Source organism: Frondihabitans cladoniiphilus (assembly GCF_039544345.1).
Classification (GTDB): Bacteria; Actinomycetota; Actinomycetes; order Actinomycetales; family Microbacteriaceae; genus Frondihabitans; species Frondihabitans cladoniiphilus.
In genome coordinates this window covers 248220-273017 of sequence record NZ_BAABLM010000005.1, presented here as the reverse complement: position 1 = coordinate 273017, position 24798 = coordinate 248220, and the positions used below count along the sequence as shown (strand labels likewise).

Here is a 24798-nt window from a genome sequence, read left to right as displayed (position 1 = left end):
TCGGGCGCCGGCTCGTCGCCGAGCTGGGCCGACACGATCTCGGCTTCGTCCGAACGAACTCGGCCATCCGCATCTTCGTCTGCACCTTCGCGGCCTCCGGCCTCGGCATGCTCCTGGCCGGCCCGCTCGGACTCCCGACCGCTCTCGGCGCCATCCTCGGGGCCCTGCCCGCCTTCATCTGCTGCTTCCTGGTGACGGACGAACGGCCGGGTCGCGAGGCTCGTCGTTCGGCCGTCTTCGTGCTGCCGTACCTCATCGCGCTCTTCCTCAGCCTCGAACTGCAGGGCCTGCGACTCGTCGAGCTGGTCATCATGGTCGGGCTGCTCTTCTTCCAGTTCTACGGCGCTCGAATCGCCCCGTGGGGCGCCGATGCGGGAATCGGCGCGATCGTCGCCTTCATGAGCGGCCTGATCCTGCCGATCCCGTCGACGTCGTTCCCGGAACTCGCCCTCCTCGGTGTCGCCGGGCTCGCGCTGACGATCGTGCTCCGAGCCCTGTTCTTCCGACCGGACGCCCGCCGCTCGCTCGCTCGGGCTCGTCGCGGCTACCTGGCGGCCACGCGGCAAGTCCTGATCCGGGCGGCGATCCTTCTGGAATCACCCGACGGCCGTGACCACCGCGCTCGGATCCGTCTCGATCGCGCCGTCCTGCGGGTGCAGGAGGCGGCGATGCTGGCCGACGGCCTCATCGGGAAGCTCGACTCCGGCCTCGGGGGGCGTGGCGCACTCGGCCTGCACCGCATCCTGTTCGACACCGAGCTCGACGTCCTCGAACTGGGCCGCATCGCCGGCGCTCTGCGGGAGAGACGAGCCGGAGCCGCCGCCGCCGGACGCGCCGCGCAGGCCATCCGGATCGTCCTCGACGCGGGCGGCGCCTCCGGGCGGGAGGCCGCGGCGACCCTTCGAGTCGACGGCGCGGTCGCCGATCCCGATCTCGAGCGCCTGGCAGCGACCCTCGAGGGGTTCGCGGAGGACGTCGACGAGTGGCGCGCGATCCGAGTCGACCTCGTCGAGAGCGACCCCCGGGAGACGTTCCGGTCCGCCGTCACGGTGGCCGGGGGCCGCGTGGTGGGTGCGGGATCCACCGTCAAGACGATCATGGACGAGGCCGGTCGGAAGCACCGCATCCACCTGAGCCCGATCACTCGTACCGCCCTCCAGGCGCTCATCGCCGGGGCGGCCGTCGAGCCCCTGGCGATCCTCCTCGGCGGCGGCCGCTTCTACTGGGGCATCATCGGCGTCATGGTCGTCTTCGGCGGCACGAACTCGACCCGTGACCGCGTCGTCAAGGGATGGCAGCGGATCTGGGGAACCGCCGTCGGCGGCGTCGTCGGCATCCCCCTGGCACTCCTGCTCCAGAATCACTCGCCGGTGGTGTCGCTCGCCATCATCATGGTCTGCATCGCGCTCGGAATGTACTGGGTCGGCCACCGCTACGCCCTCTGGACCGTGATGCTCGTCGTCGCGCTGTGCCAGATCTACGCGCTGACGGGCGCGTTCTCGATCGGGCTCATCCCCCTCCGGCTGGCGGAGAACGCCCTGGGCGCCGCCATCGCCGTTCTCGTGACGGCCGTCGTGTTCCCCATCCCGCACAAGGCCATGATCGCCGTCGCGGTCCGGCACCTCCGCGAGTCCGTCCAAGACTTCCTCACCGCTCTCGAGGGCGCGGGCGATGGCCCGTCCGCCACGCACGCGGCTCGCGTCGTCGACCAGCGCATCTTCCAGCTCCGGACGGTGACGACCTCGCCGTTCACCCTCGGGCGGGGGGACGCCGTGGGCGACGACCGACTCGTGCTCGCGGCGACGGAGGTCGATCTCTACGTCAACGCGCTGGCCGGCGGCCCCGACGACTCGACCGATCGCCACGACCTGCTCGCCCGTCTGGACGAAGCCCTCCGCGAGCTGTCCGACCCCGCGAGGGCCTGACCGACACCCCGAATTCCACCCCCTCCGCCGGGAGAAAGGCGGGGCCTCACCCCGAGACGGCCGGATCGCCTGTGGTCGGAGGGGCCGGATTCGAGCCGCGCGGTGCGACGATCAGCTCCAGTTGCCGGAGGCTCGCCGAGATGTCGACGGAGTCGTCGAGCAGCCATTGGATCTGGAGTCCGTCGGAGGCGGCCATGAGCAGCGAGGCGAAGGCATCGAGGTCGACGCCCTCCGGAAGCCCCTGCTCGGCGAGCACCGAACGCACCTGAGCGACGATGTCCCGCCGGTTCCGAGCGAAGCGCTCCGTGAAGAACTCGGTCGCCGCATCGTGACCGGTCTCGACCGCGGAACCCATGAGGATCGTGTGCAGCGCGACGATCCCGGGAATCTCGCGGTTCCCTTCGACGGCGTCGATCACCGACCCGAGCACTCCCCCACTGCCCGCCACACCCATCTCGGCGCGCGCCTGCTCGTCCCGCTCGCGGAGCACCTCGACCAGCAGCGCCTCGCGGGAGGCGAAGTAGTGCGTCAGCACGCCGTGGGAGACGCCGATCGCCTCTCCGATCGCCCGGAGCGACGTGCTCTCCGACCCCTTCTCGGCGAACACGCCGAGGGCTCGATCGAGGATCTCGCGGCGGCGCTGGACCCCCTTGGCATACGGGCCGCGAGGGGTGCCGGGCGATTCGCTGGTCGTCATGAGTCGAGAGTAGCCACAAACATTTCCGCGAAAACTTCCACGCGGCGATTTTCACTGATAGGTTCGCGGACGACGGGCGGTGCCGCTCGCTCCGGGCACCGATGCCCGCATTCTTCAAGGAGTCACTGTGGACGATTCACGACCCACCTCGGGAGCCTCCGTGCATCCCGACGCCCCGCTCGGCGACATGCCCGGGTTCCCCCTGAGCGGGATGCCGGAGACGACCAACATGCCGGCCGTCCGTCAGCCCCTTTACCCGATGCTCGCCGTCCCGTTGGCGATGCTCGGCCTGATCGTCGCGCTGCTCCCGCCCCTGCTCGTCACCCTGGCCCTGCGCCTGCGCGAGATGGACGTCGCCAGTTCGGCCGGCCACCTCAGCCTCGTCCTCGCCATCGGGGCGTTCTTCGCCTTCGTCAGCAACCCGATCGGCGGCCGCCTGTCGGACCGCTCCATGAGCCGGTTCGGGATGCGCAAGCCCTGGATCGTCGTGGGCGCCCTGATCGGCTACCTCGGCATCCTGCTCATCTCGTTCGCCCCGAACGTGCTCCTGATCATCGTGGGCTGGTCGATCACGCAGATCGGATTCAACTTCGCTCTCGCCGCCCTGATCGCCATGCTCCCGGACCAGATCCGGCCCAGCCGCCGCGGTCGCGTGGCCTCGTTCGTGAGCCTCGCCCAGAACCTCGGCAGCGTCGGCGCCACGTTCATCGTCCAGCTCTTCGCGATCGGCACGGCTCAGAACCTCCTCCCGAGCGCCTTCGGAATCGTCTTCATGTTCATCATGATCGCGGGCATCAAAGACCGGAAGCGGACCGAGCGGCCGGCCGAGACCTTCAGCCTCAAGACCCTGTTCGGCTCCTTCGTGTTCAACCCGAAGAAGTTCCCCGACCTCGGGTGGGCGTGGCTCACCCGCTTCTGCCTGATCACGGCTCAGACCACCGCGACGAGCTACCTGACGCTCTTCTTGATCACCGACCTCCACATCGCCGACACCAAGGCACCGTCCCTGGTCTTCCAGGCGACCCTGGCCAACGCGATCGGCATCGTCCTGACGACGGCCGTCCTCGGCTGGCTCTCCGACCGGGTCGGCCGTCGCAAGCCGTTCGTGATCGCCTCCGCGTTCGTCGCGGTGATCGGCCTGCTCATCATCGCGACCTCGCACAGCTTCGACGGCGTCCTCCTCGGCGAACTCATCCTCGGTGCCGGCACGGGCTCGTTCCTCGCCGTCGAACTCGCCCTCATCTCCGACGTCCTCCCGAGCGCCGCCGACTCGGGCAAGGACCTCGGCGTCGTCAACATCGCCCAGGCCCTCCCGCAGTCGCTCGTGCCCGTCGCGGCCCCCGCCGTCGTCGGCGCCTTCGGTTACCCCGGTCTTTTCGTCGGCGGCGCGATCTTCGGCGTGATCGGTGCGCTCTCCGTCCTCCGGGTGAAGAAAGTCCGCTGACCTCCCGCGCCCTGCATCCCACCCGTTCGATCCACGAAGGAAATTCCCGCATGACACTCCCCGACTCGCTCGCCGACCGCGCAGCCCTCGGCTCCGGCCGTGACTTCTGGAGCACCAAGGTCGTGGGCGACATCCCCTCGATCTCGCTGATCGACGGGCCCCACGGCGTCCGGAAGCAGGCCACCGGCGGCGACAACCTCGGCATCGCGGCGAGCCTCCCGGCGACCTGCTTCCCGCCGGCGGTGGGTCTCGGCCAGAGCTGGGATCCCCGGCTCGTCGAGCGGGTGGGTCGGGCCCTCGGCGACGAGTGCCAGGCGGCCGACGTGCAGGTGCTGCTCGGCCCGGGCATCAACATCAAGCGGTCCCCGCTCGGTGGGCGGAACTTCGAGTACTTCTCCGAAGACCCGTTGGTGTCGGGGATGCTCGGGTCGGCCTGGGTGCGCGGCATCCAGTCCCGCGGGGTGGGCGCCTCCCTCAAGCACTTCGCGCTCTACAACCAGGAGGCCGACCGGATGCGGACGAGCTCCGACGTCGACCCGCGCCCCCTGCGCGAGATCTACCTGCGCGGCTTCCGTCGGGCCGTCACCGAGGCGAAGCCCTGGACGGTCATGTCGTCGTACAACCGGGTCAACGGCGTGCGGGCGTCCGAGAACCCCTTCCTCCTCACCCAGATCCTCCGTGACGAGTGGGGCTTCGACGGCGTGGTCGTCTGCGACTGGGGAGCCGTCGTCGACCGGGTGGCGGCCGTCCGCGCCGGTCTCGACCTCCAGATGCCCGACGACGGGGGCGCCGGCGACGCCGACGTCGTCCGAGCCGTCGAAGCGGGCACTCTCGACCAAGCGGCCGTCGACCGTGCGGCCACGGCCGTCGCCGCCCTGGCCGAGAGGGGCCGGGCCGGACACCGCGACGGCGTCGTGGTCGACGTCGACGCTCACCACGAGCTGGCGCGTGAGGCTGCGGGGAAGAGCATCGTGCTGCTGCGCAACGAAGGCTCCGTGCTGCCGCTCGCCGCCGGCGGTTCGATCGCGGTCATCGGCGAATTCGCCCGCACGCCGCGCTACCAGGGCGGGGGCAGCTCGAACGTCAACCCCACCCGTCTCGACGTGCCCGTGGACTCCATCCGCGAGGCGGCTCCCGGGGCCTCGGTCTCGTTCTCGCCCGGCTTCACCATCGACGGCAGCGACTCCGAGGCGATCCTCGCCGAGGAGGCCGTCGCCGCAGCGGCTGCGGCCGACGCGGCCGTCCTCTTCCTGGGCCCGGACGCCGGCCAGCAGACGGAGGGCATCGACCGCACCGAGATCGATCTGCCGGCGGGTCAGCTGGCCCTCCTCGCCGCCGTCGCCGCCGTCCAGCCCCGGGTCGTCGTCGTCCTCTCTCACGGGGGCGCGCTCCGGCTCGCGCCCGTCGTCGCCTCGGCCCCCGCCATCCTCGACGCCGCCCTGCTCGGCCAGGCCGTGGGCTCGGCCGTCGCCGACGTGCTCTTCGGCGCGGTCAACCCGTCCGGGAAACTGACCGAGACCGCGCCCGTCCGGCTCGAAGACACCCCGGCCTACCTCGACTACCTCGGCGAATACCAGCACGTCCGCTACGGCGAGGGCATGTTCGTCGGCTACCGCTGGTACGACGCGCGCGATCTCGACGTGACCTTCCCGTTCGGTCACGGGCTGTCGTACACGACCTTCGCGTATTCGCCGGTGTCGCTCTCGGTCGAGGGCGACGACGTACTGGCCGCCCTCACGATCACGAACTCGGGCTCCCGCGCGGGCCGCGAAGTCGTGCAGGCCTACGTGTCCGTCCCGGGCTCGAAACAGGTGCGCGTGCGACGGTCGCTCGGCGGCTTCGCGAGCGTCGAGCTCGAGGCCGGCGAGAGCCGGGACGTCGTCGTGCGGATCGAGCGCTCGGAGCTCGAGTACTGGGACATCCGTCTCGACCGCTTCGTCCTGGAGCCGGGCGACTACGGGATCTCCGTCGGGTCGTCGAGCCGCGACCTCCGCACCCACGCCGTGGTGCACCTGGAGGGCGAACACCTCCGGATCCCCCTGGACATCGAGTCCACGCTGAGCGAGGTCATGGCGAATCCGGTCGGAGCGCCGCTGGTCAAGGCTGCCATGCGCGAGACGCCGTTCTCCGACGAGGGCAGCGAAGCGCTGGGAATGGACCTCGATCGAATGATGCAGAGCATCCCCCTCGAACGCCTCATCACGTTCTCCGGCGGCAAGGTCACCCGGGACCACCTCGAAGACATTCTCGACAAGGCGAACGCGAGCTGACTCCGATCACGGTCACGCCGTGAGAGCAGCCCGCGTCCGCACGACAACCAAGGAGTCCGCACCGATGTCATCAGCCAGCACCTTCCCTTACCAGGACGCGACCCTCGCGATCGAGCAGCGCGTAGAGGATCTCCTCTCCCGGCTCGAGCTCGCCGACAAGGCGGGGCTCCTGTTCCACACCATGACGTCGGTCAGCGACCCCACCGTGATCAACACCGAGTTCACGCTGCCCTCGCTCACGTCGATGATCACCGAGCGTCGCATGAACCACTTCAACCTGCTCGGTTCGACGCCGACGGGGCGGGAGTTCGCCGCGTGGCAGAACTCGATCCAGCGGATCGCTCTCACCTCGCCCCTCGGCATCCCGATCACCTTCTCGACCGACCCTCGACACTCCTTCACCGACAACCCGGGCACTGCGATTCTCGCGGGCCCGTTCTCGCAGTGGCCGGAACCCCTGGGGCTCGGGGCGATCGGCTCGGACGAGCTGACTCGCACCTTCGGCGACATCGCGCGGCAGGAGTACGTGGCCGTCGGGATCCGGGTCGCCCTGCATCCGCAGATCGATCTGGCCACCGAGCCGCGCTGGTCGCGTGCCAACGGGACGTTCGGGGAGGATGCCGAACTCACCTCCCGCATGGCCGTCGCGTACATCCGCGGATTCCAGGGCGACGAGATCGGTTCCACGTCGGTGTCGACGATCACCAAGCACTTCCCCGGAGGCGGGCCGCAGAAGAACGGCGAGGACGCGCACTTCCCGTACGGTCGCGAGCAGGTCTACCCGGGCGGTATGTTCGAGCACCACCTGAAGCCGTTCGAAGCCGCGATCGACGCCGGTGGCCGACAGATGATGCCCTACTACGGCATGCCCGTCGGCACCCCTTACGAAGAGGTCGGCTTCGGCTTCAACAAGTCGGTCCTCACCGGCCTCCTGCGCGAACGCTTCGCCTTCGACGGGATCATCTGCACCGACTGGGGCCTGATCACCGACGTCGAGATGATGGGGGCCCCGATGGCGGCCCGCGCCTGGGGCGTCGAGCACCTCACGCGCGAGGAGCGGATGCTGAAGATCCTCGACGCCGGAGCAGACCAGTTCGGCGGCGAGGACTGCACCGATCTGCTGCTCGGACTGGTCGCCGACGGCAGGGTCACCGAGGCGCGCCTCGACGTCTCCGTCCGCCGCCTGCTCCGGGAGAAATTCGCGCTCGGACTGTTCGAGAACGCCTTCGCGGACGAGGACCGTGCCGAGATCGTCGTCGGCAACGACGAGTTCCGGGCCGCCGGGCTGGCTGCGCAGCGAGCATCCCTCACCCTCCTGACGAACGGGACGGCGCCGGACGCGCCGATGCTCCCGCTCACCAAGGGCATTCGCGTGTACACCGAGGGCGTGGCCCCCGAGTCCCTCGAGGGCTTCGCGACCTCGGCCGCCCGCCCCGAAGACGCCGACGTCGCCATTCTGCGCCTCAAGGCACCGTTCGACTTCCGCCCCGACGGTCTCGAGTCGTACTTCCGGGCGGGCTCTCTGGCGTTCCCCCCGGAGGAGCTCGACCGGATCGCCGCCCTCGCCGCCGTGGTCCCGACCGTCGTCGACATCTACCTCGACCGCCCCGCCATCCTCACCGAGATGGTCGAGTTCGTTCCGGCCATCGTCGCGAACTTCGGTGCCGCGGACAGCGCACTCCTGACTGTGCTCTTCGGCGACGACGAGCCGCAGGGCTCGCTGCCCTTCGACCTGCCGCGGTCGATGGCGGCCGTGGAGGCCGGACGCGAGGACGTGCCCTTCGACACGAAGGACCCCGTCTTCCGCTTCGGCCACGGGCTCCGCTACCGCCGCTGAGGCAGCCGGCCTCGAAAGGGCGACCTCGGGCCGCCAGGCTCGGGGGCCTGCCCGGCTCGCGGCACGCCCGACTCGGGCCTACTGGCCTCGCGGCACGATCAGCAAGGCGCCCCGGACAAAAGCAGAAGCCCCGCAGCCAAAGCTGCGGGGCTTCCAATCGCTGTCTTACGAGCGACTACTGTCTCAACCAGTTCTTCGTAATTCTTTAGTGTCGTGAATGAACACTGTGTGTTTTGAATAAACACTGGTGCGCCTGGAGGGACTCGAACCCCCAACCTTCTGATCCGTAGTCAGATGCTCTATCCGTTGAGCTACAGGCGCATTTCTCCCCTGCTGAGGTGCAAGGAACCGGCCGAATGGCCACAGGGAACATTACACGAGCGCAGGTCCCGCCGCCAATCGGCCGGGACGGAGGTGGTTGTCAGGAGTCCTGCGATTGGATAGGGCAGTGCCTGCCACCACCCTCTCCGCGCCTCCGACGGTCCGCCGTCAGGCGCCGACTCGGTGGATCCTGACCAGTGTCGTCTCGGTGGTGGCGTTCTTCGGCGTCTACGTCGTCGCCGTCCTGACGCGTCCCGGGCAGCAGATCGAGGACAGCGTGCTGCGGTCGGTCGACGGCCGCACCCTCTTGCGTTCCGGCAGCGCGCTCGACGCCATCTCGATCCCGGCGATCCTCGTCGTGGTGGCCGTCGTCGTCGTGATCGCGTTCGTGCGCCGCCGCCCGGGGGCAGCCGTCCAGTCGGGCGTGCTGATCATGGGCGCGATCGCCACCGCGCAGGTCGTCAAGGCGGTGGCGCCGAGGCCGGAACTCACCTCGTCCACCCTCAGCAACAGCTTCCCGAGCGGCCACGTCACGATCGCGGTGGCCGGCATCCTCGCCCTCGCCACGGCGTTCGGCCGCCACCTGAAGCCGCTCGTCATCGTGCTCGGCACGGCCTTCGCCGCGGTCGTCGCCGAACAGACGGTGGCCTACGGCTGGCACCGGGTCAGCGACGTCTGCGGGGCCTGCGCGGTCTCGATGCTGTGGCTCGCCCTGGTACGGAGCGGGGCTGCCGTGTGGTCGAACGACCCGCGCGACACCGTCGGTCGGCGCGCTCATGCGTTCACCTCGGGGCTTCTCGGCCTGGCGATGGTCGCATCCCTGTGCGCCGCCGGGGCCATCTTCTCGATCGGGATCGGCGCTGACATGAGCATCACGATGTCCACCGGCCCGGGCGTCCTCGTCGGAGCGCGGCTGCTCTCGGCCGGAGTCGTGATCGCGACCGGCTGGGTGGCCTGGAAGCTCGACCGCAGCTTCTGACGCCCGCCTACCGCTACACATCGCGAGTATTCCGGGGTCGCCGCCCCAGACCTGTGCGGGCGCGGAGCTCCGCCGACGCAAATCGCTCGACATTTGCGGCAGAAGAGAAGGGGCGGGGCAGACCGGCAGGGGGCCCACCCACGGAGGGCGGCTAGGCGCCGGCGGCCCCGAACAGCAGGCCGAGCAGGTACGTGACGGCCGCGGCACCGAACCCGATGCCGAGCTGCCGCAGGGCGCGGCGGAGGGGCGAGGTCCCCGAGAGCAGGCCGACGACCGCGCCGGTGCCGAGCAGCGCGAGCCCGACCAGGATCGCCGCGATGACGATGACCGTCAGACCCGTCGCGCCGAAGAACACGGGAATCAGGGGGATGACCGCTCCCGACGCGAAGAAGCAGAAACTCGAGAGTGCCGCACCGAGACCGCTGCCGATCGCCTCGTGCTCGTCGACGCCCGAGGCGGAGCCCTCCGAGGCGGAGCCCTCCGAGCCCGGCGCCTCCAGTGCCGATGCGGCGACCGTGGGCAGCGCCCCGGTCCGCACCTGGAGCGCTCCGAGCACCTCGCGGGCGTGCAGGGCGGCGGCCGCCGGCTCCATGCCGCGCGCCCGGTAGACCAGCTCGAGTTCGTTCGCGTCGACGTCGAGGTGCGGCAGCGCCGTCTGCGCCTCGGGGTCGGGGGTCGAGGCCGCGAGCAGTTCGCGCTGCGACGACACGGAGACGTACTCGCCCGCCCCCATCGACAGCGCGCCGGCGAGCAGACCCGAGAGGCCCGTCACCAGGACGATCGCGTGGGACGCCCCGCTGGCCGACACCCCGAGGATCAACGCGAGGTTCGAGACCAGCCCGTCGTTCGCCCCGAAGACCGCGGCCCGGAAAGTCCCCGACAGGCGGGAGCGCCCCCGCTCGGCCAGCCCACGCACGACCTCGCCGTGGATCCGCTCGTCCGCCGCCATGGCCGACGTGGCGTCGGCGTCGTTCTCGTACGGCGAGCGCCCCTCGGCCACCTGCACGAGCGCCAACACGAAGATCGATCCGAAGCGACGGGCCAGGAGTCCGAGGATGCGCGTCCGCAGGTCCGTCCCGGCAGGGCGCCCCACCCGATCGCCCAGCAGCTCGCGCCAATGCTGCTCGTGCCTGCCCTCGGCCTCGGCCAGTGCGAGCAGGATGTCGCGCTCCTCCCCCTCGCGGCGGGCGGCGAGGTCGCGGTACACGGCCCCTTCGGCGCGCTCGTCCGCGAGGTACCGACGCCAGCGCCGCAGGTCGGCCGGGGACGGGTCGCGCGGCGACTTCGGGGGGACGACGGTCTCGGTCATGCATGCTCCAGGGGCCTCGGGCGGGGACGCGATCAGAGTACCGCCGTAAGAGATCCGTAAGGGTTCGGGGCCCGGGCGTATGGATCCCGTAGACGGCGGGATCGGGCATCCCCCGTCGGTGTCTGATCGGAACGTGCCCCGCCGGGCACACGGATCCGTCGCCGAGGAGGCGGGGATCCGGCCCCTCTCGAAGAAACGGACACGTCGTGCTCGACATCGTCTACCTGCTCGTCGCAGCCGCGGCCTTCGCCGTCGTCGCGCTGGTCGCGAAGGGGGTGGAGAAGCTGTGATCGTCTTCGATGCGATCGCCGCGGTCCTCGCCGTCGCCTCGCTCGGCTACCTCGTCTACGCCCTCGTCAAACCGGAACGGTTCTGATGAGCACGAGCGCCGCCGCCGACGTCCTCCCCGGCATCCTGCAGATCCTCACCCTCGCGGTGATCCTCGTCGCGATCCACCGCCCGCTCGGCGAGTACATGGCCCACGTGTACACGGCGAAGCGGCACCTGCGGGTCGAGCGCGGCTTCTACCGTCTCGTCGGCGTCGACGCCGGGAGCGAGCAGACCTGGCGCGCCTACCTCCGCGGAGTCCTCGCCTTCTCCGTCATGGGCCTGCTGTTCGTCTACGCGATCCAGCGCCTGCAAGCCGTGCTGCCGTACTCGCTCGGCTTCCCGGCGATCCCCGCCGGCCTCTCGTTCAACACGGCGGCGTCGTTCGTGACGAACACGAACTGGCAGTCGTACTCGCCCGACGTGACCATGGGCTACGCGGTGCAGCTCGGCGGCCTCGTCGTGCAGAACTTCGTCTCGGCCGCCGTCGGGATCGCCGTCGCCGTCGCGCTGATCCGCGGGCTCGCCCGGGTCAAGACCGGCACCCTCGGCAACTTCTGGGTCGACCTGACCCGGGGCGTGCTGCGACTGCTCCTCCCCCTGTCGGTCGTGGCCGCGATCGTGCTGATCGTCAGCGGCGTGATCCAGAACTTCGACGGCTTCACCCAGGTCACGACGATCACGGGCGGCACGGCGAGCATCCCCGGCGGGCCGGTGGCGTCGCAGGAGGCGATCAAGATGCTGGGCACGAACGGAGGCGGATTCTTCAACGCCAACTCCGCGCATCCGTTCGAGAACCCGACCGCGTGGACCAACCTCTTCGAGATCGTGCTGATGCTGTGCATCCCCTTCTCGCTGCCCCGCACCTTCGGGCGGATGGTCGGCGACACTCGCCAGGGCACCGCGATCGTGGCGGTCATGACGAGCATCTTCGCGGCGTCGCTGATCGCCATGACCCTGTTCGAGACGAGCGGCGCCGGCACGGCCACCCGACTCGCCGGCGGAGCGATGGAGGGCAAGGAGGAGCGCTTCGGCGTCTGGGGCTCGACCCTGTTCGCCACGGCCACGACCCTCACCTCGACCGGCGCGGTGGACTCGGCCCACGACTCGTTCACGTCGCTCGGCGGCATGATGGCGCTGCTCAACATGATGTTCGGCGAGGTCGCCCCCGGCGGGGTCGGTTCCGGCCTCTACGGCATGCTCGTGCTCGCGATCATCACGGTGTTCATCGCCGGGCTGCTCGTCGGGCGCACCCCGGAGTACCTCGGCAAGAAGGTCGGGCCGCGCGAGATCAAGCTGGCCTCGCTCTACATCCTCGTGACGTCGACGCTGGCCCTGGCCGGCACGGCTCTGAGCTTCGCGATCCCTGCCGTCAAGACGAGCGTCGTCGGCACGTCGATGGAGAACACCGGCCTGCACGGCCTGTCCGAAGTGCTCTACGCGTTCACCAGTGCCGCCAACAACAACGGCTCGGCGTTCGCGGGCCTGACCGCCAACACGCCCTGGTTCAACACCGCCCTCGGAGTCGTGATGCTTGTCGGCCGCTTCGTGCCGATCGTGTTCGTCCTCGCCTTGGCCGGCTCGTTCGCCGCTCAGGAGAAGGTCCCCGCCACGGCCGGAACCCTCCCCACCCACCGGCCGCAGTTCGTCGGCCTCCTGATCGGGGTGTCCGTGATCGTGACGGCGCTCACCTACTTCCCCGTGCTCGCGCTCGGGCCGCTGGCTGAAGGGCTGCGCTAGACCATGTCCACACTTCTGGAACCCGAGACGACGGATGCCCGCCCCGAGCAGGCGAAGAAGGGCGCGTTCTCCGCGTCCCAACTCCTCGAGGCCCTGCCGGGCGCCTTCCGCAAGCTGAACCCGCGCGACATGGTCCACAACCCGGTCATGTTCCTGGTCGAGATCGGGGCCGCCTACACGACGGTCCTCGCGATCGCCGCCCCCTTCCAGGGCGGGGCCGGGACGTCGGGCGGATCCACCGTCCCCGGCTCCTTCACCTGGGCCATCGCCGTCTGGCTCTGGCTCACAGTGCTCTTCGCGAACCTGGCCGAGTCGGTGGCGGAGGGCCGAGGCAAGGCCCAGGCCGAGAGCCTCCGCAAGACGCGCACCTCGACGACCGCGACCCGCGTCGACCACTACGACGAGACGGGGGATGCACCCGCCGCCCACTCGACGCTCAGCACCGTCTCCTCCGCCGACCTCGCCCTGGGTGACACGGTCGTGGTGGTGGCAGGGGAGCTCGTCCCCGGCGACGGCGACATCGTGCACGGCATCGCCTCGGTCGACGAGTCGGCCATCACCGGAGAGTCCGCGCCCGTCATCCGGGAGTCCGGCGGCGACCGGAGTGCCGTCACCGGCGGGACCCGGGTGCTCTCGGACCGCATCGTCGTGCGGATCACGTCGAAACCGGGCGAGACCTTCGTCGACCGGATGATCGCGCTCGTGGAAGGGGCCGCCCGGCAGAAGACTCCGAACGAGATCGCGCTGAACATCCTCCTCGCCGCTCTCTCGATCGTCTTCGTGGTGGTCGCTCTCACGCTGAACCCGATCGCGGCCCACTCGAACGCGGCCGTCTCGATCCCGGTGCTGATCGCCCTGCTGGTCTGCCTCATCCCCACCACCATCGGCGCGCTGCTGTCGGCCATCGGCATCGCCGGCATGGACCGGCTCGTGCAGCGCAACGTGCTGGCCATGTCGGGCCGGGCCGTCGAGGCGGCGGGCGACGTCACGACCCTGCTGCTCGACAAGACCGGCACCATCACCTACGGCAATCGGCAGGCGGCCGAGTTCACACCGATCGGCGGAGCCACTGTCGCGACGCTCATGGAGGCGGCAGCGACCTCGTCGTTGGCCGACCCGACCCCGGAGGGGAAGTCGATCGTCGATCTCGCCGTCACCCGCGGCTACGCCATCCCGTCGGCGCCCGTCGGCACCATCGTCCCGTTCACGGCTCAGACGCGCATGAGCGGCGTGGACTTCTCCGACGGATCGAGCGTCCGGAAGGGAGCCTCGTCGTCGGTGATGGGCTGGATCGAGGAGGTGCGGTCTCTGACGATCCGCGAGCGGGACGAGCTGGACGCCGCGGTCACCGCCATCTCGAACGCGGGTGGGACGCCGCTCGTGGTCGCCACGCGGTCGGCTGCGAGCGGCTCGGGCCCGGACGCCGCGCGCATCCTCGGAGTCGTGTATCTGAAGGACGTCGTCAAGACGGGCCTCGCGGAGCGGTTCGCCGAGCTGCGGCTGATGGGGATCCGCACGGTGATGATCACCGGCGACAACCCCCTCACCGCCCGGGCGATCGCGGCCGAGGCCGGGGTCGACGACTTCCTGGCCGAGGCCACGCCGGAGGACAAGCTGGCGCTGATCCGGCGCGAGCAGGAGGGCGGCAACCTGGTCGCGATGACCGGAGACGGCACGAACGACGCCCCGGCGCTGGCGCAGGCCGATGTCGGAGTGGCGATGAACACCGGCACGTCGGCGGCGAAGGAAGCCGGCAACATGGTCGACCTCGACTCCGATCCCACCAAGCTGATCGACATCGTCCGGATCGGCAAGCAGCTGCTGATCACCCGCGGTGCCCTGACGACGTTCTCCATCGCGAACGACGTCGCCAAGTACTTCGCGATCATCCCGGCCATGTTCGCCGGGATCTTCCCCGGGCTCGGCCTGCTCAACGTCATGCAGTTGCACTCGCCGGCCTCGGCCATCCTCTCGGCCATCGTCTTCAACGCGCTCGTGATCGTCGCCCTGATCCCGCTCTCGCTGCGCGGGGTGAAGTACCGGGCCGCCTCCGCGTCGTCGATCCTGTCGCGGAACCTCCTGATCTACGGCGTCGGCGGCATCATCGCCCCCTTCATCGGCATCAAGATCATCGACCTCGTCGTCTCCCTCCTCCCCAGTTTCTAAGGACTCCCCCATGAATTCGCGTTCGTTCTTCCGCCAGTACGGCGTCGCCCTCCGCGCGATGATCGTCTTCACCGTCGTGCTCGGCGTCGCGTACACCGCTCTGCTCACCGGCGTGGGGCAGCTCGTCTCCCCCGCCACGGCCAAAGGGTCGGTCGTGAAGGTCGACGGTCGCGTCGTCGGCTCGTCGCTCATCGGGCAGTCGTTCACGACCCCGTCAGGCAAGGCGCGACCGGAGTGGTTTCAGTCGCGGCCGTCGGCGGCGACCGGATCCGGGCCGGCCGCGGGCTACGACGCAACCGCCTCGAGCGCCAGCAACTACGGCCCCGAGAACAAGGACCTCATCGCCGCGGTGAAGGCACGCCGGGCGGCGATCGCGGCCTCGGACGGCGTCGCCCCGTCTGCCGTGCCCGTCGACGCCCTGACCGCATCCGCCTCCGGACTCGACCCCGACATCAGCCCGGCCTACGCCCTCGAGCAGGTGGCCCGAGTCGCTCACACCCGGGGGCTGTCGGAGGGAGTCGTCCACAGGTTGGTCGAGTCGATGATCGGGGGACGCGGGGCCGGTTACCTTGGGGAGAAGACGGTGAACGTGCTCGAGCTGAACGTGGCTCTGGCATCCCTTTCGAAGGAGTAGCGGCATGAGACGAGGGCGGTTGCGCGTGCTGCTCGGCGCCGCGCCGGGCGTCGGCAAGACCTTCACGATGCTCGAAGAGGGGGCGCGCCTGGCCGACGAGGGGCGCGACGTCGTCGTGGCCGTCGTCGAGACGCATGAACGGCCGGCGACGGCGGCCCTGCTGCACGGGCTCGAGGTCGTGCCCCGCGTCGAGACGTCGCACCGCGGGGTGGCCCTCTCCGAGATGGACGTCGCGGGCGTGCTCGCGCGGCGCCCCGAGATCGCCCTCGTCGACGAGCTCGCCCACACGAACGCCCCCGGCAGCGTCAACGCCAAGCGCTGGCTCGACGTGGAGGCCCTCCTCGACGCGGGCATCGACGTCGTGTCGACCGTCAACGTGCAGCACATCGAGTCGCTGACCGACGTGGTCGAGCAGATCACGGGGGCGGTGCAGCGCGAGACCGTGCCCGACCTCTTCCTCCGCTCGGCCGATCAGGTCGAAGTGGTCGACCTCGCTCCGCAGGCCCTCCGCGACCGCCTGGCCGAGGGCAACGTCTATCCCGCCGCCCGCATCGACGCGGCCCTCTCGAACTTCTTCCGCTTGGGCAACCTGACCGCGCTCCGCGAGCTGGCCCTCCTCTGGCTGGCCGACGAGGTCGACTCCGCCCTCAAGGCGTACCGCTCCGAGCACGCCATCGACGCCAAGTGGGAGGCCCGCGAGCGCGTCGTCGTCGCACTCACCGGCGGGCCCGAGGGCGAGACGCTCGTCCGCCGCGGCGCGCGGATCGCGGCCCGGTCGGCCGGGGGCGAGCTGATCGCCGTGCACGTCAGCCGGCAAGACGGTCTGGCGCAGGAGCACCCCGGTGCCCTCACGGCACAGCGAGCCCTCGCCGAGAAGCTCGGCGGCACCTACCACCAGGTGGTCGGCGACGACGTCCCGCGCACGCTCGTCGAGTTCGCCAAGGCCGCGAACGCGACCCAGCTCGTCATCGGGGTGAGCCGGCGCAGCCGCCTCGCCGCGGCGCTGACCGGCCCCGGCATCGGCGCGACGGTCATCCGCGAGTCCGGCGTCATCGACGTGCACATCGTCACGCACGCCGCGGCCGGCGGGCACTTCGCGCTGCCCCGGGTGGGCGGCTCGCTCTCGCTGTTCCGTCGGCTCGTCGGGACGGGTCTCGCCCTCGTGCTCGGCCCGCTCGTCACGTGGCTGCTCGTCTCGTTCCGCAGCGCCGACACCCTCACCAGCGACGTGCTCACCTTCCAACTGCTGATCGTCGTCGTCGCGCTGGTGGGCGGGCTCTGGCCTGCCCTGCTGGCGGCGGTGCTCTCCGGGTTCACCCTCGACTACTTCTTCGTCGCGCCCGTGCACAGCATCACGATCGCGCGGCCGCTGCATCTGCTGGCGCTCGCGCTCTTCGTGATCAACGGCATCCTCGTCAGCTACGTCGTCGATCAGGCGGCGCGTCGATCCCGTGCCGCCGCCCGGGCCCTCGCCGAATCCGACCTGTTGGCGACAGTGGCGGGCGGAGTACTCCGCGGGCAGGACGCCCTCGAGTCGCTGGTAATGCGCACGCGCGAGGCGTTCGGGCAGTCCGACGTGCGAGTGGTGGCCGACGGCGAGGTCGTCGAGGCTCACGGCGAGACGGTCTCCGGCGACTCCCTCACGACGGTGCCGGCGGGCGAGCACGCCACTCTCGAGCTCCGCGGGCCGCAACTCGACGCCTCCGCGCGACGTCTCCTCACGGTCATCGCGGCCCAGGTCGACGCCGCCCTCGAGCACAACACCCTCAGCCGCACCGCCGGCGAGGTCGCCCCGCTGGCCGCGGCCGATCAGATGCGCACGGCCCTTCTCGCAGCAGTGGGCCACGACCTGCGTCGGCCTCTCGCCGCCGCCACGGCCGCGGTCACCGGCCTCCGCTCCCCGGGCGTCGTCTGGTCCGCCGCCGACCGCGACGAACTGCTCGCCACCGCCCAGGAGAGTCTCGAATCACTCGCCGCCCTCGTGACCAACCTGCTCGACGTCAGCCGGGTGCAGGCGGGCGTGCTCGCGGTGTCGCTCTCCTCCGTCGACGTCGACGACGTGGTGCTCGGCTCGCTCGACGAACTCGGGCTCGGGCCCGACGAGGTCGAGTTGGGGCTCCCCGACGAGCTGCCCCGCGCCACGGCCGACGCCGTGCTGCTGCAGCGGGTCGTGGTCAACCTGCTCGACAACGGGCTCCGGTACTCCCCCGAGGGCACGCGGCTCCGCGTCTCGGCGAGCGCGTTCGGCGGGTCGGTGCAGATCCGCGTCGCCGACCACGGTCCGGGCATCTCGGCCGAGCGTCGCAGCGAGGTGTTCGTGCCGTTCCAACGTCTCGGCGACACCGACAACACCACCGGCCTGGGGCTCGGGCTCGCCCTGTCGAAGGGGTTCACCGAGGGCATGGGTGGCACCCTCGAGGCCGACGACACCCCGGGCGGTGGGCTCACGATGGTGGTGTCGCTGCCGGCGGCCGGGGGCGCGGAGTCACGTGCGACCGGGGGCGCGGAGTCGCGTGCGACCGTTTCGGGCACCGCTCCCGGGGCGGCTGCCGGCACCGATCCTGGCGCCTCTGCCGTCACCGACCGGGGGGTGTCCGCGTGAAGATCCTGGTGGCCGACGACGACCCGCAGTTCATCCGCGCGCTCCGAATCACCCTCGGCGCGCAGGGGTACGAGGTGGTGACCGCCGACGACGGGGCCGAGGCTCTTTCGAAGGCCATCTCCGAGCATCCCGACGTCGTCATGCTCGATCTCGGCATGCCGAGACTCGACGGCATCGAGGTCGTCGAGGGGCTGCGCGGCTGGTCGCAGGTGCCGATTCTCGTCGTGTCGGGCCGCACGGGCGCCGCCGACAAGGTGGACGCGCTCGACGCCGGGGCCGACGACTACGTCACCAAGCCCTTCGCCATGGACGAGCTGCTGGCGCGCATCCGTGCTCTCACTCGCCGAGTGGTGCCGACTGCGGCCGACCAGCCCACGGCGACGTTCGGCGACGTGGCGGTCGACTTCTCGGCCAAGACCGTTTCGCGGGGCACCGGGGCCGCCCGCGCGTCGGTGCGTCTGACCCCGACCGAGTGGCGGATCCTCGAGCTCCTCGTGCAGAACCCCGGGGCGCTCGTCACGCGCGAGTCGCTGCTCACCCAGGTGTGGGGTCCGCACCATTCGCGCGACACCGGCTACCTCCGCCTCTACCTCGCGCAGCTCCGCAAGAAGCTCGAGCCCGAGCCGGCTGCGCCCCGCTACCTCGTGACCGTCTCCGGCATGGGGTACCGCTTCGTGCCCGACGGGGCCGGGGCGTAGGCGGGCGGGCGGCCCGCCGGGCCCGCACCCCCGCCCCGCACCCCCGCCCCGCGCACCTGCACCCCGCGCCCGCGGAACCGCACCCCCGGCACTCTCCACGACCCCTCGTCGACCAGGGGTACCGAGCGGCTTACGGGGTGCAGCTCCTCCCCGCCTCCGCGCCCCGCGGCCCGGGCTCACCCGCGCCCTTGCGCCGCGCACCCGCACCCCGTCCCACGCGGGTCCGCCGCGTCCGCCCGGCCGGTCGCCGCACCCGCACCCCCGCGCCGCGCACCCGCACCCCCGCCCCGCGTAACCGCACCCCGGGCGCCCGCCACGCCCCCTCGTCGACCAGGGGTACCGAGCGGCTTGCGGGGTGCAGCTCCTCCCTGCCTCCGCGCCCCGGGCTCACCCGTACGCCCGCCGCGCACCCGCACCCCGTCCCACGCGGGTCCGCCGCGTCCGCCCGGCCGGCCTCCGCACCCGCACACCTGCGCCGCGCACCCGCACCCCGTCCCACGCAGGCCCGGCGCGTCCGCCCGGCCGGTCGCCGCACCCGCACCCCCGCCCAGCACGCCCGCACCCCCGCCCCGCGGAACCGCACCCTCGGCCCGCGCCACGAACCCTCGTCAACCAGGGGTCCTCAACGGGTAACGGGGTGCAGCTCGTCCGCGCCCCGCGGCCTTGGCTCACCCGCACCCTTGCGCCGCGCACCCGCACCCCCACCTCCCGGACTCGCACCCCGGGTCCGCGCCGCGCGCCTACGCTCGAGGCATGAAGTTCGTGGGCGTGGACCTGGCCTGGGGCGAGGGGTCGGCGATGAAGCCCGCGAATGAGACCGGCCTGTGCGTGATCGACGCCGACGGGCGGGTGCTCGACGCGGGGTGGGCCCGGGGCATCCCCGCCGTCGCCGACTGGATCCTCGCGGCGATCGAGCCCGACGCCAGAGTGCCAGACATCAGAGAGCCGGACACCAGAGTGCCGAGCACCGACGACACGCACGAAGACACACACGACACCACCCACGACACGACGCACGAAGGCGCCGTCATCGCCGTCGACGCACCCCTCGTGGTCCCGAACGCCACGGGAATGCGCGAGTCCGAGAAGCAGGTCGGGCGAGCGTACGGACGCTGGAAGGTGGCGTGCAACCCGACGAACCAGGCACTCGGCTGGCTCGGCGGAGTGACGTTGCGGGACCGGCTCGAGGGGGCCGGGGTGGTCGTCACGGACGGGCTCGTGCATCCCCCGCTCGATGCTCGCGTCATGTTCGAGTGCTATCCCTACACGACCCTCGTCGGCATGGCGGAGCTCGGGTACGACGACGAGCGGCCCCGCTACAAGAGGCTCGACCGCAGCCTTCCGCCGGCCGAGGCTCGTGTCGCCCGACAAGCGGCAACCGACGAACTGATCCGCCGGGCCGCACGCCTCGACGCCGCGGATCCCCCGCTCGACCTGCGATCGCACCCCGTCACCCGTGCCCTCGTCGACGAACCCACGCCCCTCGCCGGCCCCGCGCACAAGCATCGCGAGGACCTGCTCGACGCCGCCCTCTGCGCCTGGACCGCATCGATCTGGGCCCGCCACGGCGACGCGCGCACGCAGGTGCTGGGCAGAGACGAGGCGCGGGATGCACGGGGCCGCCCCGCGACGATCGTCACCCCCGCGCGTCCCGCCCAGCGCCTCCCCCGCCCCGCCTGATCCGCCCCTCCCTCCCGCCCTGCCTGATCCGCCCCGCCTGCTCGCTCCCGCCTCCCTCACTGGTCGCAAATGTCGAGCGATCCGCGCGGCGCACCCCGGAAACACAGGCCGCACCGGCGGCGACGACGCAGATCGCTCGACATTTGCGCACACGCACACGCACAACGGAGCAGACAGAGCAGGGGGATGCCACCTACAGCGGCTTGCGCATCTCCCACTCCTGGCCGCCGTCGTAGAGCTCGTACTGCAGGCGCCGCCCGGTGTCGACGAAGCCGCGGCGCTGGTAGAAACCGATGGCGCGCGGGTTGTCCTCGTGCACGTGCAGAGTCAGGTCGCTGCCGTGCCCGCGCGCCCAGCCCTCGACCGCGTCGAGCAGGGCGTCGGCGACACCGGCGGATGCACCGCGGAACCCCGGCGACACGTACACGCCGACCAGCAGCGGCCCCTCGCCCGGCGCCGTCGGCAGGTACCCGCCCATCGTGCCGACCCACTGCATCGAGCCTCCGTCGATGGCGACGAACGAGGCCGAGCGGGGCTCCTGGCCGCGGCGGCCGCGGAGGCGCCACTCCGGCTCCTGCTGACGGAGGGCCTGCTCGAGGGTCTCGCCGTAGGCGATCGGGGTGTCGGCGAGCATCTCGAGCCGCAGGGCCCGGACCTCCCGCCAGTCTTCTTCGGTGGTCGACCGCACTGTCAGAGAGGAGCTGCGCACGCTGTCAGCCTACGCAGCCCCGCCCCACGGCGGCGGCCGCCTCGACAGCAGCCGCCGCTCGACGGCGGCGGCCGCCTCCACAGCAGCCGCCGCTCGACAGCCGCCGCTGCACCTACGCCCGCGACCGCAGCAGCGTGAACGACGCGTCCCGCACGATCAGCGTCGTCACCGGGCCGACGACCTGCTGCTCGGGGTCGCTCGACAGCGCCAGCTCCCACTCGCCGAACGGCGCCGCCGGCACGGTGAAGTCGACCCCGTTGCCGGCCGCGTTGAACAGCACCGCGAAGGTGTCGCCGCCGTCGTGGCCGAGCACGAACATGATCGCCCGGTTCTCCGGGTTCTGCCAGTCGGCGTCCTCGAAGTGGTTGGCGTCGGCGCGGAGCACCTGCACCGTGTCGTCGGTCGAGACCGACGGGTCGGTGCGGAACCAGTGCGGCCGCAGCGTCTGGTTCTCCTTGCGCAGCGCGATCAGGGCTTTCGTGAACGAGAGCAGGTCCTGGTCGACGGCGGCCCAGTCGAACCACGAGATCTCGCTGTCCTGGCAGTAGGCGTTGTTGTTGCCGCCCTGGGTCCGGCCGATCTCGTCGCCGCCGAGGATCATCGGCACGCCGGCCGAGAGCAGCAGGGTCGCGAGCAGGTTGCGCTGCTGGCGCCCCCGCCACTCGAGGACCGACGCGTCGTCCGTCGCACCCTCGACGCCGCCGTTGAACGACGAGTTGTTGCTCTCGCCGTCGTTGTTGTCCTCGCCGTTGGCCTCGTTGTGCTTCTCGGCGTACGACGTGAGGTCGTGCAGCGTGAAGCCGTCGTGCGCGGTCACGAAGTTGACCGACGACAGCGGCGACCGCCGGTCGGCCTGGTAGACGTCCGGGCTGCCCATGACCCGCTCGGAGAAGGTCGACAGCACGTCGCCGGATCCCCAGTACTCGCGGGTGTCGTCGCGGAACTTGCCGTTCCACTCCGACCAGTCGGCCGGGAATCCTCCGACCTGGTAGCCGGCGGTGTCCCAGGGCTCGGCGATGAGCTTGACGGGGGAGAGCACCGGGTCCTGGTGGCACAGGTCGAGGAACGCGCTGTGCTTCTCGGCGTCGCCGTCCTGGCGGGTGAGCGTCGTCGCGAGGTCGAAGCGGAACCCGTCGACGTGCATGTCGGTGACCCAGTAGCGGAGCGAGTCCATGATCAGGCGGAGGGCCGCGGGGTGCCCGACGTTCAGGCTGTTGCCGGTGCCGGTGGTGTCGAAGTAGTGAGCGCGGTCGCCGTCGACGAGGCGGTAGTACGACGCGTTGTCGATGCCCTTGAGCGAGAGGGTGGGGCCGTGGTCGTTGCCCTCGGCGGTGTGGTTGAAGACCACGTCGAGGATGACTTCGAGGCCGGCCGCGTGCAGCGCCTTCACCATCGACTTGAACTCCTCGACCTGCTGGCCCGCGTCACCCGACGACGAGTACTCGTTGTGCGGCGCGAAGAAGCCGATGGAGTTGTAGCCCCAGTAGTTGCGCAGACCCTTCGCCTCGAGGTTGTCGTCCTGCACGAACTGGTGCACGGGCAGCAGTTCGACGCTGGTCACGCCGAGATCGGTCAGGTGCTTGATGGCCGCGGGATGCGCGAGCCCGGCATACGTTCCGCGGATCTCCTCCGGAACGTCGGGGTGCTGCTTCGTGAACCCCTTCACGTGCACCTCGTAGACGATGGTCTCGCCCAGCGAGACGCGGGGGGCCGTGTCGCCCTCCCAGTCGAAGGAGTTGTCGGTCACGATGCAGCGCGGCATGGAGGCGGCGCTGTCATCGTCGTTGCGCGTGGCCAGGTCATCGAACTCGTGCGAGAAGAGCGCCTGACCCCACTCGTAGGCGCCCTCGATGGCGCGGGCGTGCGGGTCGAGCAGCAGCTTCTCGACGTCGTGGCGCAGGCCCTCGGCGGGGTTCCATTCGCCGTCGACCCGGAGGCCATAGCGAGACCCGACGGGGATGCTCGGAATGAAGTCGTGGAACACGTAGCCGTCGCGGTGGCCGAGCAGGGTGCGCGTCTCGGCGCCCGAGTCGTCGAACGCGCAGAAGTAGACGCCGGTGGCGGTCTCCGTGTAGACGGCGACGGAGACTCCCCCGTCGACGACACTGACGCCGAGGGGGTAAGGGTACGAGGAGGTCATGCCTCCATTAGTACGGGTCCGCGGCTGAGAGCGCCCGGCCGCCTTCCGTACCCCCGGAGGCGGACTCGCCCGACGGATAGGATTTCACGAGTGTCCCCCCTGACTTCCACACCGCTCCGTATCGCCCTGGTGTGCCTGCACACGTCGCCCGCTTCCGACCCGGGAATCGGCGACGCAGGCGGCATGAACGTCGTGGTGCGCAACCAGGCGATCGCGCTCGGGGCTCTGGGGCACACGGTGGAGATCCTCACCCGGCGGTCGTCGACCGAGCAGCCGGCCGAGACCGAGCTGGGCGAGAACGTGACGCTGCGGTTCCTCGACGCCGGCCCCGCGCATCCCGTGGCCAAAGGGGTCCACGAGGAGTTCGTCGACGAGTTCCGTGACCGCATGGAGGCCTTCGGCCCGTACGACGTCGTGCACTCGCACCACTGGTTCTCGGGCATGGCCGCGCTTCCCTACGCACGCGAGCGGCGCATCCCCCATCTGCAGAGCTTCCACAGCATCGCGGCCGATCACGCCACGCCGCTGTCCGAGGGCGAACGGCCCGAATCGCCCGGCCGTCTGGCGGGCGAGGCGTATCTGGCGAAAGAGAGCGACCTCGTCGTCGCGATCAGCGCCGCCGAGGCCGACACGGTGGTGCGGCGTCTCGGGGCGGCGCCCGACTCGGTGCGCGTCGTGTCTCCCGGCGTCGACTCGGTCCTGTTCCATCCCGGCGAGACGGGGGATCCCGCCTACGTCGTCGCTGCCGGCCGCCTCGACCCGCTCAAGGGCTTCGATCTCGCCATCGAGGCCATCTCGCTCGTGCCGAAGGAGAAGCGCCCCGAACTCGTCATCGCCGGCGAGGAGTCCGTCGACTACCGCGACTACCCCGACGAGCTCCTCGCCCTGGCCGAGTCGCACGGCGTCGGGTCGTGCGTGAAGTTCGTCGGTCCGCAGTCGCGCAGCGACCTCGCGGCCCTGCTGCGCGAGGCCACCATCGTCGTCGTGCCCTCGCACTCCGAGACCTACGGACTGGTCGCCCTCGAAGCCTCCGCCAGCGGCACTCCGGTGATCGCCGCGGCGGCCGGCGGTCTTCGGGAGGCCGTCGTCGACGGGGTCACCGGCCTCGTGCTGCCGTCGCGCGACGCCGCCGTCTGGGCCGCGGCGATGGTGCGCCTGCTCGACGACCGGGCGTTGGCCTCGTCGCTGTCGATGACCGCGCGCGTCCGGGCCGTCGGCCTGAGCTGGAACCACTCCGCGGAGGCGCTCGTCGCGGTCTACCGCTCCCTGCTCGCGGCGGAGACCGCCCTGCACTAGCGCCGCCTCAGACGCGGCGCCTCA

The 24798-nt window shown here is 70.9% G+C and carries 17 protein-coding genes and 1 tRNA gene; 13 read left to right on the top strand and 5 right to left on the bottom strand.

Features of this window, described 5'->3' with window-relative positions:
• Positions 1 to 107 precede the first annotated feature (107 nt).
• Positions 108 to 1925, top strand: a complete 1818-nt coding sequence (locus ABEA39_RS13195; protein ID WP_345376369.1) for an FUSC family protein — start codon at positions 108 to 110, stop codon at positions 1923 to 1925.
• Between the two features lie 46 nt (positions 1926 to 1971).
• On the opposite strand, the gene ABEA39_RS13190 is transcribed toward ABEA39_RS13195, so the two are convergent.
• Positions 1972 to 2622 (bottom strand): TetR/AcrR family transcriptional regulator, encoded by a 651-nt coding sequence (locus ABEA39_RS13190; protein WP_345376368.1) that lies wholly within the window; start codon positions 2620 to 2622, stop codon positions 1972 to 1974.
• Positions 2623 to 2749: 127 nt separating this feature from the next.
• Here ABEA39_RS13190 and ABEA39_RS13185 point away from each other — a divergent pair, with 127 nt between their 5' ends.
• The 3 genes from ABEA39_RS13185 to ABEA39_RS13175 all read left to right on the top strand — a co-directional run bounded on the left by ABEA39_RS13185 (position 2750) and on the right by ABEA39_RS13175 (position 8173).
• A complete protein-coding gene (locus tag ABEA39_RS13185; RefSeq protein ID WP_345376367.1) occupies positions 2750 to 4066 on the top strand; it encodes an MFS transporter in 1317 nt (438 codons plus the stop codon).
• Between the two features lie 50 nt (positions 4067 to 4116).
• A complete protein-coding gene (locus tag ABEA39_RS13180; protein ID WP_345376366.1) occupies positions 4117 to 6336 on the top strand; it encodes a glycoside hydrolase family 3 C-terminal domain-containing protein in 2220 nt (739 codons plus the stop codon).
• A gap of 64 nt (positions 6337 to 6400) precedes the next feature.
• Complete coding sequence (locus ABEA39_RS13175) at positions 6401 to 8173, top strand: glycoside hydrolase family 3 protein (protein WP_345376365.1); 1773 nt, start codon at positions 6401 to 6403, stop codon at positions 8171 to 8173.
• A 245-nt stretch (positions 8174 to 8418) separates the two neighbouring features.
• On the opposite strand, the gene ABEA39_RS13170 is transcribed toward ABEA39_RS13175, so the two are convergent.
• Positions 8419 to 8494, bottom strand: a tRNA-Arg gene (locus ABEA39_RS13170).
• Between the two features lie 127 nt (positions 8495 to 8621).
• Here ABEA39_RS13170 and ABEA39_RS13165 point away from each other — a divergent pair.
• Positions 8622 to 9473 (top strand): phosphatase PAP2 family protein, encoded by an 852-nt coding sequence (locus ABEA39_RS13165; RefSeq protein WP_345376363.1) that lies wholly within the window; start codon positions 8622 to 8624, stop codon positions 9471 to 9473.
• Positions 9474 to 9624: 151 nt separating this feature from the next.
• Here the strand turns inward: ABEA39_RS13165 and ABEA39_RS13160 are convergent, their stop codons facing one another.
• Entirely contained in the window at positions 9625 to 10782 is a 1158-nt protein-coding gene (locus ABEA39_RS13160) for a VIT1/CCC1 transporter family protein (RefSeq protein ID WP_345376362.1), read from the bottom strand.
• A 286-nt stretch (positions 10783 to 11068) separates the two neighbouring features.
• Here ABEA39_RS13160 and kdpF point away from each other — a divergent pair, with 286 nt between their 5' ends.
• The 7 genes from kdpF to ABEA39_RS13125 all read left to right on the top strand — a co-directional run bounded on the left by kdpF (position 11069) and on the right by ABEA39_RS13125 (position 20629).
• Complete coding sequence (gene kdpF, locus ABEA39_RS13155) at positions 11069 to 11158, top strand: K(+)-transporting ATPase subunit F (protein WP_345376361.1); 90 nt, start codon at positions 11069 to 11071, stop codon at positions 11156 to 11158.
• Positions 11158 to 12849: a potassium-transporting ATPase subunit KdpA gene (kdpA, locus tag ABEA39_RS13150; RefSeq protein WP_345376360.1), complete on the top strand. Its 1692-nt coding sequence runs from the start codon at positions 11158 to 11160 to the stop codon at positions 12847 to 12849. The genes kdpF and kdpA overlap by 1 nt, the downstream gene beginning before the upstream one ends.
• A 3-nt stretch (positions 12850 to 12852) precedes the next feature.
• Positions 12853 to 15015 carry a potassium-transporting ATPase subunit KdpB gene (gene kdpB / locus ABEA39_RS13145; RefSeq protein ID WP_345376359.1) on the top strand — a complete coding sequence of 721 codons (2163 nt, stop codon included), beginning with the start codon at positions 12853 to 12855 and terminating at the stop codon, positions 15013 to 15015.
• A 10-nt stretch (positions 15016 to 15025) separates the two neighbouring features.
• Complete coding sequence (gene kdpC / locus ABEA39_RS13140; protein WP_345376358.1) at positions 15026 to 15649, top strand: potassium-transporting ATPase subunit KdpC; 624 nt, start codon at positions 15026 to 15028, stop codon at positions 15647 to 15649.
• A 4-nt stretch (positions 15650 to 15653) separates the two neighbouring features.
• Positions 15654 to 18251: an ATP-binding protein gene (locus ABEA39_RS13135; RefSeq protein ID WP_345376357.1), complete on the top strand. Its 2598-nt coding sequence runs from the start codon at positions 15654 to 15656 to the stop codon at positions 18249 to 18251.
• The gene (locus ABEA39_RS13130; protein WP_345376356.1) at positions 18248 to 18949 is read left to right on the top strand and encodes a response regulator transcription factor; all 702 of its coding nucleotides are present in this window, start codon (positions 18248 to 18250) and stop codon (positions 18947 to 18949) included. The genes ABEA39_RS13135 and ABEA39_RS13130 overlap by 4 nt, the downstream gene beginning before the upstream one ends.
• A gap of 753 nt (positions 18950 to 19702) precedes the next feature.
• A complete protein-coding gene (locus tag ABEA39_RS13125; protein ID WP_345376355.1) occupies positions 19703 to 20629 on the top strand; it encodes a DUF429 domain-containing protein in 927 nt (308 codons plus the stop codon).
• Between the two features lie 193 nt (positions 20630 to 20822).
• On the opposite strand, the gene ABEA39_RS13120 is transcribed toward ABEA39_RS13125, so the two are convergent.
• Together ABEA39_RS13120 and glgX are read right to left on the bottom strand one after the other, a co-directional pair.
• A complete protein-coding gene (locus tag ABEA39_RS13120; RefSeq protein ID WP_345376354.1) occupies positions 20823 to 21338 on the bottom strand; it encodes a GNAT family N-acetyltransferase in 516 nt (171 codons plus the stop codon).
• 112 nt (positions 21339 to 21450) lie between these two features.
• Complete coding sequence (gene glgX, locus ABEA39_RS13115; protein ID WP_345376352.1) at positions 21451 to 23478, bottom strand: glycogen debranching protein GlgX; 2028 nt, start codon at positions 23476 to 23478, stop codon at positions 21451 to 21453.
• A 90-nt stretch (positions 23479 to 23568) separates the two neighbouring features.
• Between glgX and ABEA39_RS13110 the strand changes: the two genes are divergently transcribed.
• A complete protein-coding gene (locus ABEA39_RS13110; protein WP_345376351.1) occupies positions 23569 to 24774 on the top strand; it encodes a glycosyltransferase in 1206 nt (401 codons plus the stop codon).
• Positions 24775 to 24798 lie beyond the last annotated feature (24 nt).

Bases quoted from the DNA above. Each gene is read 5' to 3' on its own strand.
- ABEA39_RS13180 (WP_345376366.1), top strand. From the start codon at position 4,117: ATGACACTCCCCGACTCGCTCGCCGACCGCGCAGCCCTCGGCTCCGGC.
- kdpB (WP_345376359.1), top strand. From the start codon at position 12,853: ATGTCCACACTTCTGGAACCCGAGACGACGGATGCCCGCCCCGAGCAG.
- ABEA39_RS13125 (WP_345376355.1), top strand. From the start codon at position 19,703: ATGAAGTTCGTGGGCGTGGACCTGGCCTGGGGCGAGGGGTCGGCGATG.
- ABEA39_RS13190 (WP_345376368.1), bottom strand. From the start codon at position 2,622: ATGACGACCAGCGAATCGCCCGGCACCCCTCGCGGCCCGTATGCCAAG.
- ABEA39_RS13175 (WP_345376365.1), top strand. From the start codon at position 6,401: ATGTCATCAGCCAGCACCTTCCCTTACCAGGACGCGACCCTCGCGATC.
- ABEA39_RS13135 (WP_345376357.1), top strand. From the start codon at position 15,654: ATGAGACGAGGGCGGTTGCGCGTGCTGCTCGGCGCCGCGCCGGGCGTC.
- ABEA39_RS13195 (WP_345376369.1), top strand. From the start codon at position 108: ATGCTCCTGGCCGGCCCGCTCGGACTCCCGACCGCTCTCGGCGCCATC.
- kdpA (WP_345376360.1), top strand. From the start codon at position 11,158: ATGAGCACGAGCGCCGCCGCCGACGTCCTCCCCGGCATCCTGCAGATC.
- kdpC (WP_345376358.1), top strand. From the start codon at position 15,026: ATGAATTCGCGTTCGTTCTTCCGCCAGTACGGCGTCGCCCTCCGCGCG.
- glgX (WP_345376352.1), bottom strand. From the start codon at position 23,478: ATGACCTCCTCGTACCCTTACCCCCTCGGCGTCAGTGTCGTCGACGGG.
- ABEA39_RS13160 (WP_345376362.1), bottom strand. From the start codon at position 10,782: ATGACCGAGACCGTCGTCCCCCCGAAGTCGCCGCGCGACCCGTCCCCG.